This window comes from Saccharopolyspora sp. NPDC049426, from assembly GCF_040676935.1.
In the GTDB taxonomy this organism is placed as follows: Bacteria; Actinomycetota; Actinomycetes; order Mycobacteriales; family Pseudonocardiaceae; genus Saccharopolyspora.
Genome location: NZ_JBFAPZ010000015.1, coordinates 101,501 through 117,994, shown reverse-complemented (window position 1 = coordinate 117,994; position 16,494 = coordinate 101,501). Strand labels below are relative to the sequence as shown.

Annotated in this window: 19 protein-coding genes; 3 read left to right on the top strand and 16 right to left on the bottom strand. The window is 68.0% G+C overall.

From position 1 onward, the window contains the following. The first annotated feature begins 106 nt into the window (after nucleotides 1-106). Nucleotides 107-643 carry an NUDIX hydrolase gene (locus AB0J78_RS27950; protein ID WP_363794071.1) on the top strand — a complete coding sequence of 179 codons (537 nt, stop codon included), beginning with the start codon at nucleotides 107-109 and terminating at the stop codon, nucleotides 641-643. 1 nt (nucleotide 644) lies between these two features. Here AB0J78_RS27950 and AB0J78_RS27945 read toward each other — a convergent pair whose 3' ends face one another. Beyond that, nucleotides 645-968: an antibiotic biosynthesis monooxygenase gene (locus AB0J78_RS27945; RefSeq protein WP_132680254.1), complete on the bottom strand. Its 324-nt coding sequence runs from the start codon at nucleotides 966-968 to the stop codon at nucleotides 645-647. 155 nt (nucleotides 969-1,123) lie between these two features. After that, nucleotides 1,124-2,380, bottom strand: a complete 1,257-nt coding sequence (gene murA / locus AB0J78_RS27940) for a UDP-N-acetylglucosamine 1-carboxyvinyltransferase (protein WP_363794069.1) — start codon at nucleotides 2,378-2,380, stop codon at nucleotides 1,124-1,126. Between the two features lie 189 nt (nucleotides 2,381-2,569). Here murA and AB0J78_RS27935 point away from each other — a divergent pair, with 189 nt between their 5' ends. Further along, entirely contained in the window at nucleotides 2,570-3,142 is a 573-nt protein-coding gene (locus tag AB0J78_RS27935) for a cob(I)yrinic acid a,c-diamide adenosyltransferase (RefSeq protein ID WP_363794067.1), read from the top strand. On the opposite strand, the gene AB0J78_RS27930 is transcribed toward AB0J78_RS27935, so the two are convergent. The 14 genes from AB0J78_RS27930 to AB0J78_RS27865 form a co-directional block, all read right to left on the bottom strand. After that, nucleotides 3,139-3,609: a GNAT family N-acetyltransferase gene (locus AB0J78_RS27930; protein ID WP_363794065.1), complete on the bottom strand. Its 471-nt coding sequence runs from the start codon at nucleotides 3,607-3,609 to the stop codon at nucleotides 3,139-3,141. The genes AB0J78_RS27935 and AB0J78_RS27930 overlap by 4 nt on opposite strands. A 29-nt stretch (nucleotides 3,610-3,638) precedes the next feature. Beyond that, a complete protein-coding gene (locus AB0J78_RS27925) occupies nucleotides 3,639-4,109 on the bottom strand; it encodes a GNAT family N-acetyltransferase (RefSeq protein ID WP_363794063.1) in 471 nt (156 codons plus the stop codon). A gap of 171 nt (nucleotides 4,110-4,280) precedes the next feature. Continuing rightward, on the bottom strand, nucleotides 4,281-4,715 hold the full coding sequence (locus AB0J78_RS27920; protein WP_132672355.1) for a DUF2550 domain-containing protein: 435 nt from the start codon (nucleotides 4,713-4,715) through the stop codon (nucleotides 4,281-4,283). A gap of 10 nt (nucleotides 4,716-4,725) precedes the next feature. Next, nucleotides 4,726-5,091, bottom strand: coding sequence for a F0F1 ATP synthase subunit epsilon (locus AB0J78_RS27915; RefSeq protein ID WP_363794061.1), 366 nt, complete (start codon nucleotides 5,089-5,091; stop codon nucleotides 4,726-4,728). 171 nt (nucleotides 5,092-5,262) lie between these two features. Further along, a complete protein-coding gene (atpD, locus tag AB0J78_RS27910; RefSeq protein ID WP_132618887.1) occupies nucleotides 5,263-6,693 on the bottom strand; it encodes a F0F1 ATP synthase subunit beta in 1,431 nt (476 codons plus the stop codon). 1 nt (nucleotide 6,694) lies between these two features. Next, nucleotides 6,695-7,615: a F0F1 ATP synthase subunit gamma gene (locus AB0J78_RS27905; protein ID WP_363794059.1), complete on the bottom strand. Its 921-nt coding sequence runs from the start codon at nucleotides 7,613-7,615 to the stop codon at nucleotides 6,695-6,697. A gap of 11 nt (nucleotides 7,616-7,626) precedes the next feature. Next, nucleotides 7,627-9,270 (bottom strand): F0F1 ATP synthase subunit alpha, encoded by a 1,644-nt coding sequence (gene atpA, locus AB0J78_RS27900; RefSeq protein WP_132680260.1) that lies wholly within the window; start codon nucleotides 9,268-9,270, stop codon nucleotides 7,627-7,629. A gap of 93 nt (nucleotides 9,271-9,363) precedes the next feature. Further along, entirely contained in the window at nucleotides 9,364-10,194 is an 831-nt protein-coding gene (locus AB0J78_RS27895) for a F0F1 ATP synthase subunit delta (RefSeq protein WP_363794057.1), read from the bottom strand. A 22-nt stretch (nucleotides 10,195-10,216) separates the two neighbouring features. Then, nucleotides 10,217-10,774 carry a F0F1 ATP synthase subunit B gene (locus AB0J78_RS27890; protein ID WP_132672502.1) on the bottom strand — a complete coding sequence of 186 codons (558 nt, stop codon included), beginning with the start codon at nucleotides 10,772-10,774 and terminating at the stop codon, nucleotides 10,217-10,219. A 35-nt stretch (nucleotides 10,775-10,809) separates the two neighbouring features. Further along, nucleotides 10,810-11,067, bottom strand: a complete 258-nt coding sequence (locus tag AB0J78_RS27885) for an ATP F0F1 synthase subunit C (RefSeq protein WP_029534827.1) — start codon at nucleotides 11,065-11,067, stop codon at nucleotides 10,810-10,812. Between the two features lie 105 nt (nucleotides 11,068-11,172). Beyond that, entirely contained in the window at nucleotides 11,173-11,952 is a 780-nt protein-coding gene (gene atpB / locus AB0J78_RS27880; RefSeq protein ID WP_132672362.1) for a F0F1 ATP synthase subunit A, read from the bottom strand. 274 nt (nucleotides 11,953-12,226) lie between these two features. Continuing rightward, nucleotides 12,227-12,691: a hypothetical protein gene (locus AB0J78_RS27875; protein ID WP_363794055.1), complete on the bottom strand. Its 465-nt coding sequence runs from the start codon at nucleotides 12,689-12,691 to the stop codon at nucleotides 12,227-12,229. Next, complete coding sequence (locus AB0J78_RS27870; RefSeq protein ID WP_363794053.1) at nucleotides 12,691-13,857, bottom strand: MraY family glycosyltransferase; 1,167 nt, start codon at nucleotides 13,855-13,857, stop codon at nucleotides 12,691-12,693. Before AB0J78_RS27870 ends, AB0J78_RS27875 begins: the two co-directional genes overlap by 1 nt. Nucleotides 13,858-14,073: 216 nt before the next feature. Then, complete coding sequence (locus AB0J78_RS27865) at nucleotides 14,074-14,724, bottom strand: L-threonylcarbamoyladenylate synthase (protein WP_363794051.1); 651 nt, start codon at nucleotides 14,722-14,724, stop codon at nucleotides 14,074-14,076. A gap of 198 nt (nucleotides 14,725-14,922) precedes the next feature. Between AB0J78_RS27865 and AB0J78_RS27860 the strand changes: the two genes are divergently transcribed. Further along, nucleotides 14,923-16,458 (top strand): alpha/beta fold hydrolase, encoded by a 1,536-nt coding sequence (locus tag AB0J78_RS27860; RefSeq protein WP_363794049.1) that lies wholly within the window; start codon nucleotides 14,923-14,925, stop codon nucleotides 16,456-16,458. The last annotated feature ends 36 nt before the right edge of the window (nucleotides 16,459-16,494 follow it).

Genomic DNA, 16,494 nt, shown 5'->3' with positions numbered 1-16,494 from the left:
GAACCTTCCACCCGCCGAAGCCCTCACCAGGCACTGCGCGGGCTCGGCGTGGCAGGAAGGTTCCCATGCTCACCTCCGGCGCCCCCTGGGCGGCAGGATGGGGCGCATGGAGCAGACCAGCAGCCGCGAGGTGTACGCGAATCCGTGGATGGCGGTGCGCGAGGACGGCGTCCGGCGCGACGACGGAACCGCCGGGATCTACGGGGTCATCGACAAACCGGACTACGCCCTGGTCATCCCCCTCGATGGCGATCGGCTGCACCTCGTCGAGCAGTTCCGCTACCCGCTGGGCATGCGCCGCTGGGAGTTCCCGCAGGGCACCGCGCCCGACCGGGCGGACGTCGAGGCCGGTGAGCTCGCGGCCCGCGAGCTGCGCGAGGAGACGGGGCTGCGCGCGGCGAACATGCTGGACCTGGGGCTGCTCGACGTCGCGCCCGGCATGTCCAGCCAGCGCGGGCGGGTGTTCCTCGCCACCGGGCTCACCGAGGGCACGCACGAACGCGAGCACGAGGAGCAGGACATGCGCACAGCGTGGTTCAGCCGAACCGAGTTCGAGAAGATGATCGCCGCCGGCGAGGTCACCGACGCCCAGTCCATCGCCGCCTACGCCCTGCTCCTGCTGCGCGAACGCCGCGGCACCTGACTCACAGGCCGACGCCGCCGAGAGCGTTCAGGTCGATCTGCTCCGGCGGTTCGGCGAGCATGCCCAGCACGTCGTTGAGGTCGATGTCGGGTCGCGTGGCCACGGTGGTGGCCAGGGCCGCGTCCGCACTGGCGAAATCGGTCCACGCTTCGACGACGCGCACCGTGTCGGGCGCTTCCACGTCACGGCTGACCAGGTAGAGCTGGCAACCCAGCGATCCGCGCAAGCCCTCCGCCACCTGCATCATGATCGTGGCGAGTTCGTCGCCCCGGCCGGGTTTCGCGGTGAAGGTCATGATGCGGCCGACCCGCGTGGTGGTGCTCATCGGTTCCCTTTCCGGCTTCTCACCTGGTCCGCGAAGGACTTTAGCCACCCGGACCGGCACCGATGATCATGGTCCCCGGCACTCCCGCGGCCCCGGGAACATCTGTGGCCGGTGCCCCCGGACGAATCGGGACCACCGGCCACAGATGACGAAGATCAGTCCGCGACGCGCTCGATGTCGGCGCCCAGCCCGCGGAGGTTCTCCACGAAGTTCGGGTATCCGCGGTCGATGTGGAAGACGTCCCACACCTCGGTGTCGCCGTCGGCGCACAACCCCGCCAGCACGAGGCCCACGCCGGCGCGGATGTCCGTCGCCCACACCGGCGCGCTGGACAAACGCTCCATACCGCGCACCACCGCGTGGTGGCCGTCGGTGCGCGCGTCCGCGCCCATCCGCACCAGTTCCTCGATGAACCGGAACCGCGACTCGAACAGGTTCTCGGTGATCATCGAAGTGCCGTCAGCGACGGCGGACAAGGCCAGCGCCATCGGCTGAAGGTCCGTCGGGAAGCCCGGGAAGGGCAAGGTCACGTAGTCCACGGCCTTCGGGCGGTCCGGCATGACCACCCGGAAGCTCTCCTCACCGGTGGTCACCTCCGCACCCGCGCTGCGCAGCTTTTCCAGCATCAGGTTGGTGTGCTGCGGGTCGACCCCGTTGACCGTGATGTCGCCACGAGTGGCAGCGGCGGCGAACGCCCAGGTCGCACCGACGATCCGGTCACCGATCACGCGGTGCTCCACCGCTCGCATCGCGGTGACGCCGTGCACGGTCAAGGTGGAGGTTCCCGCGCCCTCGATCTTGGCGCCCATCTGCTGGAGCATCACGCAGAGGTCGACGATCTCCGGTTCGCGCGCCGCGTTGTCGATGACCGTGGTCCCCTCGGCCAGCACCGCGGCCATCAGGATGTTTTCGGTGGCGCCCACGCTCGGGAAATCCAGCCAGATCTGCGCGCCCTGCAGGTTTTCGGCCTCGGCGACCACCGCACCGTGCTCGATGTGACTGGTCGCGCCCAGCTTGCGCAGCCCGTTCTGGTGCATGTCCAGCGGACGGGAACCGATCGCGTCACCACCGGGAAGGGTCACCACGGCACGGCGGCAGCGCGCCACGAGCGGCCCCAGCACGCACACCGAGGCGCGCAGCTTCCCCATCGACGGCGAGATCGCCTCGTGGCTGATCGTCGACGGCGTGGTGATGCGCGCCGTGCCGCCGTCGATGGTCACCTCGCAGCCCAGGCTGCGCAGCACGTCGGCCATCAGCGGAACGTCCAAGATCTCGGGACAGTTCACGATCGTCGTCGTGCCTTCGGCAAGCAGCGCAGCGGCCATCAGCTTGAGGACGCTGTTCTTCGCCCCCACCACGTCCACCGCGCCGACGAGGCGCGCTCCGCCGCGTACCCGGAAGTGCTCACTCACGAGGTTCGAGGTTACGGCCCCTGCCCATGGCGCATCGGGGCGGGTCACGAGCTCGTGAGGGAACCTTCCTCCCACCGGGTGGACGTGCGGGAAGCCTTCATGTCACCTACGGTGCCGCAGCGGTGCATGTGGTGCGAGGGAACCTTCCTGCCAGCTTCCTCCGACGGCGGGCACGCCTAGGCTGTGGGCATGGCAGTCCACCTGACGAAGATCTACACGCGGGCCGGGGACGCGGGCACCACGCGGTTGTCGGACAACTCGAAGGTTCACAAGACCGATCCGCGCCTGGTCGCCTACGCCGACGTGGACGAGACGAACTCCGTGCTGGGCGTGGCCCTGGCCACCGCTGAACTCGCCGACGACGTCGTGACCGCGCTGCGCGCCGTGCAGAACGATCTGTTCGACGTCGGTGCGGACCTGTCCACACCCGTCGTGGAGAACCCCGAGTACCCGCCGCTGCGGGTCACCCAGGCCTACATCGACCGGCTCGAAGGCTGGTGCGATGAGTTCAACGCCCGGCTGGGCAAGCTCGACTCGTTCATCCTGCCCGGCGGCACCCCGGGTGCCGCGCTGCTGCACCAGGCGCGCTGCGTGGCTCGCCGCGCCGAACGGTCCGCCTGGGCGCTGCAGGACGCCGACTCCGAGCGCACGTCGCCGTTGCCCGCGAAGTACCTCAACCGGCTCTCCGACCTGCTGTTCATCATGTCCAGGGTCGCCAACCCTGACGGAGACGTGCTGTGGAAGCCGGGCGGCAACGCCTAGAGCTCCTTGCCGTAGCAGCGGCTGTGCGGGTCGCACCGGTAGACACCGAAGTTCTCGATCGGCTCGTACCCGCATGAGAGGTAGAGCCCGATGGCTTCGGGCTGCTTGGTGCCGGTCTCCAGCACCAACCGCTTGCAGCCGGCCAGCGCGGCAGTGGACTCCAGCTCGGCGAGCATCCGCCGGGACCGTCCATTGCCGCGCTGAGCGGGCACGACGTACATGCGCTTGAGTTCCGCGTCGCCGTCCCGAAACCCCACCTCAGCGGTGTCGTGCACCCGCCAACCACCGGACGCCACCGCTTCCTCGCCCAGGTAACCCAGCAGGAACAGGCCGCAGGGCTGGGAGAACTCCGCCGGGTCGACCGGCGTGATGTCCTGCTCCCCGTAGCGCTCGACGTACTCCTGCTGCAGAGCCTCGATCAGCCGCTGGGAATCGGGGTGGTCGTAGCCGACGGTCTCGATGCGCACGCTCGCAGCGTAATCGGCTGCGCCCCTGGTCATCGAAGGGTTTTCTCGAACCAGTGCGCGGCGTAGGGGTTGTCGTTGTAGGCCGGGATCGAGACGTAGCCGGCCTTGGCGTACATGGCCTGGGCCTCGCCCAGCTCGGCCGCGGTGTCCAGCCGCACCCGCGTGCACCCCATGCGGCGCGCATGATCTTCCAGGCTGGTCAGCAGTGCGCGACCGGCTCCCTTGCCCCGCAAGGCCGGCGAGATCCACATCCGCTTGATCTCACCGGTGCCGTCGGGCTCCGTCCGCAGCCCACCGCATCCCATGACCTCGCCGGCGAACCGCACCAGCAGGAACACGCCCTTCGGCGGCGCGAAATCGTCCTCAGCAGGCGGTACGCCCGTACCCGGATCGAATCCCTCCGGAAAGCGCTCCGCCAGCTCAGCGACGTACTGAGCGAGCGCACGCTGGGCATCAGAGCTCTCGAAGGGTTCCGGCCTGATCGTGAGGTTCTCGGTCACGAGAACCAGTCTCGGCAACCCGAACCGTCCAACGCCACCCGCGCCGTCGCGAGCATGGGAACCTTCCTGCCACCACGTGCGGCAGAAGTGGCAGGAAGGTTCCCATGCTCCGCCCCGAGGGCACGAAAAAGCGGGGCCCGTGGTCGGACCCCGCTGTTGATCGTCGGGCGTTCAGGACGCCCACGGCACCGAATGTCCCGGTGGTGCCGATTCGAGCCAGGACAGGAAGCCGGTCAGCGCGTCGCTGTTCATCGCCAGCTCCAGGTCCGGTCCGGTGAGGTCCAGGACCGTGGAGCCGCTCGGCATCGCGTACGCCTCCGCGACCGAGGGTTCACGTCGCTGGGCGATGTCCACGGTTCGCCGGTTGATCACCCAGTTCGGGCCGGAGCGAAGGCTCAGGATGCGGTACCAGGCGAATTCCTCGCCCCGGTAGTGCGCCACACCCAGCTGCCAGCCGCGTCCTTTGCCATCGGTGGCGCGCAGCGCCACGTCGATGCCTCCGACCCGCAGTTCGCGCACTCGTCGCCAGGCCAGCAGCCCCACCGCGAGAGCGGCGAGCAGCAGCAGCGCGAACGCTACGACGAGCAACACGACCGGCGAACCCATGCTGGCCCGATCAGTCCGTGTGGCCCGCTGCTCGCAATCGGGCTGTCGCCTGCGTTCTGGCCAGCTCGTCGTCGCTCTTGACGTCCTGGCGAGCCTGCGCCACGTCGATCTCCTGCGCCAGCTCCGCGGACTCCGCGAGCACGCTCACGCCGGCACCGGTCACCGAGAGGAAGCCACCGTGGACCGCAGCGGTCACGGTCTCCTTGTCGGTGGTGGTGATGCGCACGACGCCACCCTCGACCAGCTGACCGAGCAGCGGTTCGTGGCCCGGCAGGATGCCGATCTCTCCCTCGGTGGTCTGCGCGACGACCGCGGTCGCCTCCCCGGACCACAGCAGGCGCTCGACGGCGACCAGTTGGACGGACATGTTGGCCACGCGCGTCTCCTTTGTCGGGTGTGTGCCCGCAGTCTAGCCAACGCCACCAGGGCGATCTTGACTGGCCGGGCTGAAAATGCCTAGTGGCAAAGGGGGTCGGGACCCGTCGGGCCCCGACCCCGCTCGCCGGTTTTCACCACACCCCGCCAGGCTTGCAAGCGGGGTGGCAGATCACTGCTCGGTGAGCTTCTTGTACGCCTGCTCGAGGTCGTCGAGACCACCGATGGACAGGAACGCCTGCTCCGGGTAGTGGTCGAAGTCGCCCTTGCACAGCTTGTCGAAGGCCTCGATGGTCTCCTTCACCGAAACGAAGGAGCCCTCCTGGCCGGTGAACTGCTTCGCGACGAAGAAGTTCTGCGACAGGTAGCGCTGGATGCGACGCGCCCGCTGCACCGTCACCTTGTCCTCTTCGGACAGCTCGTCCATACCGAGGATGGCGATGATGTCCTGCAGCTCCTTGTACTTCTGCAGGATCCGCTTGACCTCCTGGGCCACGCGGTAGTGCTCATCACCCACGACCGACGGGTCGAGGATGGTGGAGCTGGAGGTCAGCGGGTCGACCGCCGGGTAGATGCCCATCTGGGAGATCGGACGGGAGAGCTCCGTCGTCGCGTCCAGGTGGGCGAAGGTCGTCGCCGGGGCCGGGTCGGTGTAGTCGTCCGCCGGCACGTAGATCGCCTGCATCGAGGTGATCGAACGACCACGCGTGGAGGTGATGCGCTCCTGCAGCTCACCCATCTCGTCGGCCAGCGTCGGCTGGTAACCCACGGCCGAAGGCATGCGGCCCAGCAGGGTCGAGACCTCCTGGCCGGCCTGGGTGAACCGGAAGATGTTGTCGATGAACAGCAGCACGTCCTGGTTCTGGACGTCGCGGAAGTATTCCGCCATCGTCAGAGCGGACAGCGCCACGCGCATACGGGTGCCCGGCGGCTCGTCCATCTGACCGAACACCAGCGCGGTGTCGGCCAGAACGCCCGACTCGTCCATCTCCACCCAGAGGTCGTTGCCCTCACGGGTGCGCTCGCCGACACCGGCGAACACGGAGGTACCACCGAAGTTCTTGGCGACTCGGCGGATCATCTCCTGGATCAGAACGGTCTTGCCGACACCGGCACCACCGAACAGACCGATCTTGCCACCCTGCACGTACGGGGTGAGCAGGTCGATCACCTTGATGCCGGTCTCCAGCACCTCGGTCTTGCCCTCGAGCTGGTCGAAGGCCGGGGCCTTGCGGTGGATCTCCCAGCGCTCGGCGTCCGAGCCGTAGCCCGGCTCGTCCAGGCAGTGGCCCAGCGCGTTCCACACGTGGCCCTTGACCTTGTCGCCGACCGGGACGGAGATCGCCGAGCCGCTGTCCACGACGTTCACGCCGCGGACGAGGCCCTGGGTGGGCTGCATGGAGACGGTGCGCACGACGCTGTCACCCAGGTGCTGGGCGACCTCGAGCGTCAGCGTCTTGGCCATGCTCTCGGCCGTGATCTCGGCGGTCAGAGCGTTGTTCAGGTCCGGCACCTGGTCACGCGGGAACTCGACGTCCACGACCGGGCCGAGCACCCGGACGACGCGGCCCGTGCCAGTGCTGGTGGCAGTAGCAGCAGTCATGTCACTCACTTCCTGCGGACGAGAGCGCCTCGACACCGCCGACGATCTCGCTGATTTCCTGGGTGATCTGGGCCTGGCGGGCCTGGTTGGCCTCGCGGCTTAGGTTGCGGATCAACTCGTCCGCATTGTCCGTCGCCGACTTCATCGCCGTCCGGCGAGCCGCGTGCTCCGACGCCGCCGCGTCCAGCAGACCCGCGAACAGCCGGGTCTTGATGTACTTCGGCAGCAGGGCGGAGAACAGCGTCTCGGCGTCCGGCTCGAACTCGTAGACGGGCTTGAGCTTGCGCTCGTCGGTGTACTCGACCTCCAGCGGAGCGATCCGCCTGACCGTCGGTTTCTGGGTCAGCATCGACACGAAGTCGGTGCTCACCAGGTGGAGCTCGTCCACACCCAGCTTACCGTCCGGACCACCGTCGTCGAGGTAGTCGTCAGCACCCGCCAGGAACGCCTTGACCAGGGTCTCGCCGACCTCGGAGGCGTCGGCGTAGTCGGGCCGGTCGCTGAAACCGGACCAGCTCGCCTCGATCTCGCGCTGCCGGAACCGGTAGTACGACTCGCCCTTGCGGCCGACGACGTAGAGCACCGGCTGCTTGCCCTGCTCGCGGAGCAGCGACTGCAGCTCCTCGGCCGCCTTGATGACGTTGGCGTTGTAGCCGCCGCAGAAACCCCGGTCACTGGTCACGACCAGCACACCAGCCCGCTTGGGGTTGGTGCGCTCGGTCAGCAGCGGGTGGTCCAACGTGCTCACGTCAGCCAGCGCGGACAGGACGTTGGTGATCTCGTCGGCGTACGGCCGCGAGGCCGCGACCCTGGCCTGCGCCTTGGTGATGCGCGAGGTAGCGATCAGCTCCTGCGCCTTGGTGATCTTCCGGGTCGATTTCACCGACCGGATGCGATCCCGGAGTTCCCGAAGGTTGGCCATGGCTTAACTGGTCACTCCTTCGGGGCGGGCTTGGCGACCTTCACGGTCTCCTGCCCGACCTCGTCGGCGGCCAGAGCCTCGGCGTCCGGGCCGCTCGGCGCGGCGGAACCGGCCGAACCGGTGAAGCTCTTCTTGAACTCCTCGATCGCGTCCACGATGACCTTCTCGCCGTCGGCCGACAGCTTGCCGGTCTCGACGATGTCCTTGAGCGTGGTCTCGTGCGAGCGACGCATGTGAGCGAGGAACTCGCTCTCGAAGCGGCGCACGTCGGCGATCGCCACCGAGTCGAGGTGACCCTTGGTGGAGATGTAGAGCGACACGACCTCTTCCTCGACCGGAAGCGGCTCGCCCTGACCCTGCTTGAGGATCTCCATCAGGCGGGCACCGCGGTCCAGCTGAGCCTTGGAAGCGGCGTCCAGGTCGGAGGCGAAGGCCGAGAAGGCCTCCAGCTCGCGGTACTGGGCCAGGTCCAGACGCAGCGAACCGGTGACGCTCTTCATCGCCTTGATCTGCGCGGAACCACCGACACGGGACACCGAGATGCCGACGTCGATGGCCGGGCGCTGACCGGCGTTGAACATGTCCGACTGCAGGAAGCACTGACCGTCGGTGATCGAGATGACGTTGGTCGGGATGTAGGCCGACACGTCGTTGGCCTTGGTCTCGATGATCGGCAGACCCGTCATCGAACCGGCGCCCAGCTCGTCCGACAGCTTCGCGCAGCGCTCCAGCAGACGCGAGTGCAGGTAGAAGACGTCACCCGGGTAGGCCTCGCGGCCCGGCGGACGACGCAGCAGCAGCGAGAGCGCGCGGTAGGCCTCGGCCTGCTTGGTGAGGTCGTCGAAGATGATCAGGACGTGCTTGCCCTGGTACATCCAGTGCTGACCGATGGCCGAACCGGTGTAGGGGGCCAGCCACTTCAGACCCGGGGAGTCCGAGGCCGGGGCCGCGACGATGGTCGTGTAGTCCATCGCGCCGGCGTCCTCGAGGGACCGCTTCACACCGGCGATCGTGGAGCCCTTCTGGCCGATCGCGACGTAGATGCAGCGGACCTGCTTGGTCGGGTCGCCCGACTCCCAGTTCTGCTTCTGGTTGATGATCGTGTCGACCGCGACCGTGGTCTTGCCGGTCTTGCGGTCGCCGATGATCAGCTGACGCTGACCGCGGCCGACCGGGGTCATCGAGTCGATGGCCTTGATGCCGGTCTGCATCGGCTCGCCGACGCCCTGGCGCTGCACGACCGTGGCGGCCTGCAGTTCCAGCGGGCGCTGCTCCTCGGCGACGATCTCGCCGAGGCCGTCGATGGGCTCACCCAGCGGGTTCACCACGCGACCGAGGAAGTTGTCGCCAACGGGGGTCGACAGGACCTTGCCGGTCCGCTTGACCTCCTGGCCTTCCTCGATCTTCTCGGACTCACCCAGGATGACCGCGCCGATCTCCTGAGCCTCAAGGTTCATCGCGACACCGTAGATGCCGCCGGGGAACTCCAGCAGTTCCTCGGTCATCACCGAAGGCAGGCCCTCGACATGGGCGATGCCGTCACCGGTATCGGTGACGACCCCGACCTCCTCGCGGCTGACCTCCGGGGAGTAGCTGGAGACGTAATTCTCGATCGCACTGCGGATCTCGTCCGACGAGATCGTCAGCTCCGCCATGTCTCGTTCCTGCCCTCGGTTAGTTCTTGGAAGGGAGTTGGTGTTGCGCACCGCGCGCCCGGCTCGGTTTCAAGCCGGGGCGCGGTGTCGGCATCAGTCGGCCAGGTCGCGCCGCAGCGTCTGCAGGCGTCCCGTCACGCTGCCGTCGATGACCTCGTCACCGACCTTGATCAGCAGCCCGCCCTCGACACCGGGATCGATCTCCAGGTGCAGAGCGATGGGACGGGCGTAGATCCGCTGCAGGGTGCGCGACAACCGGTCCTGCTGTTCCGCACTGAGCGGGAACGCGGAACGGATGTGCGCCACCGAGCGTTCCCGGCGCTTCGCCGACAGCTCGGCCAGCTCTTCCAGCCCCTCGCTGACCCGCCGGCCACGCGGCCGGGCCACGAGCTGCCGGACCAGTTCGAGGGTCACCGGTTCGACCTTGCCCTCGATGAGCCGGTCCAGCACGGCGGTCTTGCTGGCCGGGTCCCCGGAGGGATCGGACAGCAAGCGCTCCAGGTCCACTTCGGAGCCGATGATGCGGCCCAGCCGGAACAGCTCGTCCTCGACCGCGTCGAGGCGACCTGCCCGCTCGGCCTGCACCAGCAGCGCGGTGCGGGCGAGCTGTTCGAGCCCGCCGACCAGGTCGCTCGGGCTGGACCAGCGTGCGCGGACGGCTTCGACGATCACCGGCAGCGCCCGGGCGCCGACCTTGGGCTCCAACAACCCGCGGGCCAGGTTCTCCCTGGACTGCGCGTCGGTGGAGGCGTCGGCGAGCGCCCGACGGAGCGTGGACTCGCGGCCCAGCAGAGCGGCCACGCCGAACAGCTCGTCGGCGAGCCCGGTGATCTCCGCAGCCTGAGCCCCGTCAGTGGCCTGCAGCAACTGCAGCTGACTCGCTGCCATTGCCTCACGGCTCGCGGCGTTCACGAGGGTGCTCAACTCTCAGCGCCTTTCACTAGGTTCAGGGCTTGGCCGACTCGGCCGGGGCCGAGGTCGCGTCCAGCTCGTCGAGGAACCGGTCAACGGTGCCGCGACGACGCGCCTCGTCCTCCAGGGACTCGCCGACCACCCGGCTGGCCAGGTCGACCGCCTGACGTCCCAGGTCGGAACGCAGTTCGGCGACGATCTGAGCCCGCTGGTGCGCCAGCTGGGACTGGCCCTGGCTGACGATGCGGTCCGACTCGGTCTGAGCCTGGGTCCGCATCTCCTCCAGGATCTGCTGTCCCTCGGCACGGGCGTCGTCGCGAATGCGTGCGGCCTCAGCGCGAGCTTCGGCCAGCTGCGACTTGTACTGCTCCAGGGTCCGCTGTGCCTCGGCCTGCGCGGCCTCGGCCTTCGCGATCCCGCCCTCGATCCGCTCGCTGCGCTCCGCGTAGATCTTCTCGAAGCGCGGGACCGCGAACTTCCAGAGCACGAACAGCAGCAGCCCGAACGCGACGAGACCGACCACGATCTCCGCGGGCTCCGGGACGATCGGGTTGTGCTCGCCTTCAGCGGCGAGCAGCATCTGGGTCTTCACCACAACGTCTCCCAACGCGTTGAGCTGTCAGATGATCAGGCAGCCGACGCGATGAAGTAGACGACCAGACCGATCAGCGCCAGCACCTCGACCAGAACGAAGGAGATCCAGGCGATGCCCTGCAGCTGGCCCTGGGCCTCCGGCTGGCGGGCGGTGCCGTTGATGACGGCGGCCCAGATCAGACCAACGCCGATGCCCGGGCCGACGGCGCCGAGGCCGTAGCCGATCGCGGCGAGACCGGGGTTGATGCTGCCCGCAGCCTCAGCGGCCTGCGCGAGAACGATGTTGCTCACTTTCACTACCTTTCACTCGGTCCGCTTTATCTGGGCGGATCGACAGGTCCTTTTTTCGGATCGGAAAGTCTTTGTCGTCGCCCGGTTTTTATTTTGTGTCAGGCCTCAGTGGCCTTCGGCCAGCGCTGCGCCGATGAAGTTGGCGGTCAGCAGGGCGAAGATGTAGGCCTGAAGCACCTGAATCAGGGCTTCGACAAAGGTCAGGGCGATAGCGAAGGCGAATGCCACCACGGAGATGGGCTTGAACGCCACGCTCGCCTCGAGGAGCAGGTACTCACCGCCGAGCGTGAACACCAGCAGGATGAGGTGTCCGGCGAACATCGCGGCGAACACTCGGACCGCGAGAGCGGCCGGCTGCGCGACGAACTTCTGCAGGAACTCGATCGGTGCCAGCAGGAGGTAGATCGGCTTCGGAACCCCGGGCGGGAACATGATGTGCTTGAAGTAACCCAGGAAGCCGTGCCGGGCGAAGCCCACCCCGTGGAACACCACGTAGACCACGGCGGCCAGCGCGATCGGGAAACCGATCTTGGACATCGTGGGGAACTGGATGATCGGGATGATCCCGAAGAGGTTGTTCACCAGTACGAACGTGAACAGCGCGAAGATCAGCGGCACGAAGGGACGGAAGTCCTTGGCACCGATCTGCTCCCGGGCAATCTTGTTCCGGCTGAACTCGTAGGCGAACTCGGCCACGAACTGACCCTTGCCCGGAACCAGCTTCAGGTTTCGGGTGGCGATCAGGAAGTAGGCGCCCACGATGATCGCCGAAGCCACGACGAGAACCATCGGCTTGGTGACTCCGCCGGCGATCGGCGGGAGGAAAAAGCTATCGGCGCCCGGCGGCTGGAATGTTCCGCCTTCGGCCAGCATCAGCGCGCCCAACTGGGCTCCTTCCGGTTCTCCCGGCCGAACTTCACTCTTCCGGGGGAATCGTCACGTTTTGCACTTAACGTACCTGATACGCGATCCGGCACGCGGAGGGGCCCTCCCCACCCAGTGGTGTCTGAAGGCCTACCTTCTGGTGCCCTTCAACCCGCTGTGCAGGGAAGGCTTTCGGCCGAGACCTTACCAGCGGGTAAGTAGCCTACCGACATGCTGGTCGACTACACCTGCGGTTCCACCCGTCCGCAGGTGCGGATTACGCCGTGAGAACGGTTCAGTTACTCGGAATGATGGTCGGGATCTTGGTGCGTTTGAAGGCCACCACTTCAGCCCCCGCCCACACCATGACCGTTGCCAGCATCGTGAAGGCCAACGACTCCCGGTGGATGGCGTCGATGCCTCCCAGCAACGTCATCACCACCAACAGGACCAGCATCTTGCCGACATAACCACCGAGTGCGATGACCATCACAAATTGCGGGTTCATGCCCCCGGAGAACCGCATCAGCCAAATGGTCAGCAGCGAGGACCCGAAGGCCACGACCCCACCGATCAGCGCTCCCACCAGCCCGGGAACCCCGACCAGGACCGTCGCCACGATCGCCCCGAGGACCACGGTGGCCACGCCCGGCCACACCGCGGTGCGCAGCATCGCCGTGGCCAACCTGCGCACGACCTCGGCGTGCGGGTTCTCCGGCTCGGCCCGCTCGCCGGTGGCGGACTCGGATGCTTCGCTCATCAGGACTCTCGATCGACTCGGGTTCGCATGCGCGGAATCAACGAAATGATAGCGGCCAACAGCACCGTCAAGGCCACGACCCAGCCCACGACCCACGTGTTGAACAGCGTCAACGACACCGCGCCGAAGGCGATCACCGCCGCCCACAGGTACATCAGCAGCACCGCGCGGCGCTGCGAGTGCCCGATTTCCAGCAGCCGGTGGTGCAGGTGCATCTTGTCGGCGTGGAACGGGCTCTTACCCGCCTTCGTCCGCCGCACCACCGCCATGATCAGGTCCAGCAGCGGGACGAACAGCACCGCCGCGACCACCAGCAGCGGCGAGAGCAGCGCGATCGTGTCGCCCGGACCGGAGCCGGTGTAGATGATCCGGCCCGAGGCCGAGGTGCTCGCCGTCGCCAGCATCAAGCCGATCAGCATCGACCCCGAGTCACCCATGAAGATCTTCGCGGGCTGGAAGTTGTGCGGCAGGAAGCCCAGGCACGCACCGGCGATGGCCGCCGCGATCAGCGCCGGCGGGTAGGCGTTGACGTCGCCGTTCTGCCGGTCCAGCACGCTCAGGCAGAACACGAACGTCGCCGCTGCCGAGATCAACCCGATGCCCGAGGCCAGCCCGTCCAGACCGTCGACGAAGTTCATCGCGTTGATCATGGCCACGACCAGCAGCACCGTCAGCAGCTGACCCTGGTTGCTGCCCAGCACCAGCAGCTGACCGACGTGCCCGTCCGTGCCGCCCCACGGCACCCAGAACACGAACCACTGCACACCGGAGAGCACCAGGATCCCGGCCGCGGTGACCTGCCCGGCCAGCTTCGTCAGCGAATCCAGCTCGAACCGGTCGTCGAGCGCGCCCACCAGCACGATCAGCCCGCCGGCGATGAGCACGGCCAGCGAATCCTTGGAGTAGGCGAAACCGCGCGACAGCGCGGGCAGGTTGGCGGCCAGGAACGTCGCGGCCAGCACACCGCCGTACATCGCCACGCCGCCCATCCGCGGCATCGGCTTGACGTGCACGTCGCGGACCCGGGGGTAGGCGACCGCGCCCACCCGGATGGCCAGCAACCGGACCAGGCCGGTCAGCAGGAACGTGGTGACCGCCGCCGTGAGCATGACCAGCAGGTACTCACGAGCGGGCAGTCCGACCGGGGCGAAGGGTGCGTAGTCCATACCGGTGGCTCACCCGCGCTGCGGCGCGAAGTCGAAGTCCAGCCCCCAGGACGGAGTAATCAAACCCGGCGCTCCTCATCGCTTGAGAATCGCGGCCCCTGAACGGCGTCGCCGCGGCGCACCGCGCCCAGCGGCGAGACCGCCGCCCGCCCCGACGGGGGCGACTGGTCCGCGTTGTGTCCGCTGTAACGCTATCGATCCCGGTGCTGGGACTTCTCACCGGTCCGCTTCGATCTCCACGCCCAGCACGTCGGACAACTCCGCCCTGCTCACGGCGCCGTCCCGCAGCACCCGAGGAGTCCCCTGGGTCAGATCGACGATGGTCGAGGCCACCGCCTCCCCCGAAGGACCGCCCTCCAGGTACACCTGCACGCGGTCGCCCAGCTGCGCCTCGGCTTCCTCGGCGTTGGTGGCGGGCGGCTGACCAGTGTGGTTGGCGCTGGAGACGGCCATCGGGCCGACCTCGCGCAACAGGTCCAGCGCGACCGGGTGCAGCGGCATCCGCAGGTTCACGGTGCCCCGGGTCTCGCCCAGGTTCCAGTTGAGTGACGGTGCCTGCGGCAGCACCAGGGACAGGCCACCCGGCCAGAACGCCTCGATGAGCGCGCGAGCCTGCTCCGGAACCGACATCACCAGCCCATCCACAGTGGACCAGGACCCCACGAGGACCGGAACGGGCATGTCCGGGCCCCGCCCCTTCGCCGCCAGGAGCGAACGCACGGCCTCGGCGTCGAAGGCGTCGGCGCCGATGCCGTAGACCGTGTCGGTCGGCAGCACGACGAGCCCGCCGGCGCGGACCGCGTTCGCTGCGGCGGCCAATCCCGCCTTGCGCTTGTCCGGACTGCTGCAGTCAAAAACGGTGCTCACTCCTCGCATCCTGGCACGCCACGCCGAGACCCCTTCAGGTGGTGCAGCGGATCACCGTCCAGGAGCATCCTTACGAGTAACACCGGGGCATCGGCCCGAGATCAATTCGGGTGTGGCCGTGGACACGAAACGAGCCCGACCTCCCACGCGTCTGCCGAACACGGGCACCGACGAAGCACGGAAATGAGGAGAACACTGATGACCGCCCCACCCCAGGGTGTCGAGGTCGACCAGATCGAATTCCCGGCCGGCAAGGTCCGCTACTACAAGGCGGGGACCGACGGGCCACCGATCGTCCTGCTGCACGGCGGCGGACCCGACAACGCCCTGTTGAGCTGGCGGAACACCATCGGCGTTCTGGCCGCCGACCACCGCGTCTACGCCCCCGACCTGCCCGGCCAGGGCGGCAGCACCGAGTGGCGCGGACGCGGCAACCAGCGCACCTTCGAAGAGGTCCTGCGCTGGCTGCTCGACGCCTGGAGGATCCCGCAAGCCACCCTGGTCGGCCTGTCCATGGGCGGCAGCATCGCGACCGGTTTCACGCTGCGCCACCCGCAGCGGGTGCGCGCGCTCGCGCTCGTCGACAGCACCGGGATGCAGCACCGCATGCCGCACCACCTGGCCACCTACCTGCTGATGCGCACCGGGTTCAGCGGCCGGATGGCCGCCACGCTGCTGCGCAGCAACCGCTCCCTGGCGCGCTTCGCGCTGAACAAGGTGTTCTTCGCCGACGCCTCATCGGTGCCGGACTTGGACTCCATCGTCGACGAGGTCAGCGCCGAAGCCGCCGTCCGCCGCTCGGTCTTCGCCGACTGGCACGCCGACGCGATCAACCGCCGCTCGATGACCATCAACCACCTGCCCCAGCTCAACCGGATCGCCTGCCCGGTCACCGTGATCCACGGCGAGAAGGACGCCCTGATCCCGGTCGCCTCCGCCCAGGCAGTGGCGGGCGCCATCCCGGGCGCGCAGCTGCGGGTCATGCCGCAGGCGGGCCACTGGCCCAACCGCGAACGCCCCACAGAGTTCAACGCGCTGCTCCGCGAGTTCGTCAACGCCGTCAACACCCCGACGATCGCCCCGCAGAAGGGGACCAACGCCCCAGCCAAGCGCCATGAGAGCGCGGAGGCCCCGACTCACCGGTTGAAGGTCCCCAAGCCCGGCGAGTCCGCGAAACCGGCGGACACCGCCAGCACTGAGGAAGCGCACGCCCCCGCCGCGAAGGACGAAGGCGTGGACTCCCCGACCAAGATGCTGAAGGTCGGGCCGACCAGCAGCACCCCTGAATCCGCCGAGTCCACCGAGGACGTCGCGGGAACCACCGAGTCCGCGGAACCGGAGGGAACCGAATCGGCGGAGTCGAAGACGACCGAGGAGACCGAATCGGCGGAGTCGAAGACGACCGAGGAATCCGAATCGGCGGAGCCACAACCGGCCGAGGAGACCGAGTCAACGGAAAGCGAATCGGCGGAGAAGCAAGCCGAGGACACCGGCTCCCCGGAGAAGCCTGCCGACGACAGCGCCGAGACCGCCGACGCTGAGCAGAAGGCGACCACCGACGCACCGACCCGCTTCATGAAGGTCGGCTCGGAACCGTCGACACCGGCAGCAGAAGAAGTGCCGGAAGCCGAAACCGAGAAACCCACCGAGAAGCCCTCGGACAGCACCTCCGAGGACGACGAGAAGCCGAAGAAGGACGACTCCCCAGGCGCCGGCGACAAGCCCGCGACCTGAGCAAGGGAACCTTCCGCTCACCAGAGGCCCCTGTCC